General features: G+C 60.3%; 1 protein-coding gene. It reads left to right on the forward strand.

What is annotated here, in order from left to right; genetic code table 11:
- The coding region (locus NW841_RS12850; protein ID WP_414386781.1) for an NAD(P)H-quinone oxidoreductase subunit N at window positions 1–1,008 on the forward strand (1,008 nt) is incomplete at its 5' end.
- Window positions 1,009–1,064 lie beyond the last annotated feature (56 nt).

The following is a 1,064-nucleotide window of genomic DNA, read 5'->3' on the forward strand; positions in this document are numbered from 1 at the left end:
TCGGGGGGGCAGACCCAATTGGCGGCGATCGCGCCCTACCTGGCCAATGCCGGCTTGGCAGGGATCCTTGCCTTGGTGCTCTCCATTGCGGGTATTGGCTTTAAGTTGGCGGCGGTGCCCTTCCACCAGTGGACGCCCGACGTCTATGAGGGATCCCCGACGCCGGTGGTGGCCTTTTTGTCGGTGGGATCCAAAGCGGCAGGTTTTGCCTTAGCCATTCGCTTTCTGGCCACTGCGTTCCCGGCCATGACGGAAGAGTGGCGGGCGGTGCTCTCGGTGCTGGCCATTTTGACCATGGTGCTGGGGAACGTGGTGGCCATCGCCCAAACCCGCCTCAAGCGCCTGCTGGCCTATTCTTCCATTGGGCAGGCGGGTTTTGTCTTGATTGGGTTGGTGGCGGGCACCGAAGCGGGCTATGCCAGCTTGATTTTTTACCTGATGGTCTATTTGGCCATGAACCTGGGAGCCTTTCTCTGCGTCACCCTGTTCAGCCTCAAGACCGGCACCGACGAAATCAACGAGTACAGCGGCCTCTATCAGAAGGATCCCTTCCTCACCCTTTGCCTGAGCATTTGTCTGCTCTCTCTGGGCGGGTTGCCGCCGCTGGCGGGCTTTTTCGGCAAGCTCTATCTTTTCTGGGCTGGCTGGCAGGCAGGGGCTTACACGCTGGTGCTGGTGGGCTTGGTGACCAGCGTCATCTCCATCTACTACTACGTGCGGGTGGTGAAAACCATGGTGGTGAAAGAGCCGCAGGAGATGTCGCTTTCGGTGCAAAACTACCCTGAGACCAACTGGCAGGCCGAAGGCATGCCGGCTTTGCGGGTGGGCATGGTGCTGACGCTGGTGGCCACCATCTTGGCTGGCATTCTCTCCAATCCGCTCTTTACTCTCTCCACCCAGGCGGTGGAGCAAAGCCCGTTTTTGGGGTTCCCGACAGCCCAGGCTTTTGCTCCAGAGGCGACCAGCCCTTCTCTGACAGTTGCGGGACGAGTCCTAGACCTTTCTTGAGCACTCTGCAAGGCAGGGATCCCTCACCCCCAACCCCTCTCCCTTCGGGAGAGGGG

It is taken from the genome of Synechococcus sp. H60.3 (assembly GCF_047462295.1).
Lineage (GTDB): Bacteria > Cyanobacteriota > Cyanobacteriia > Thermostichales > Thermostichaceae > Thermostichus.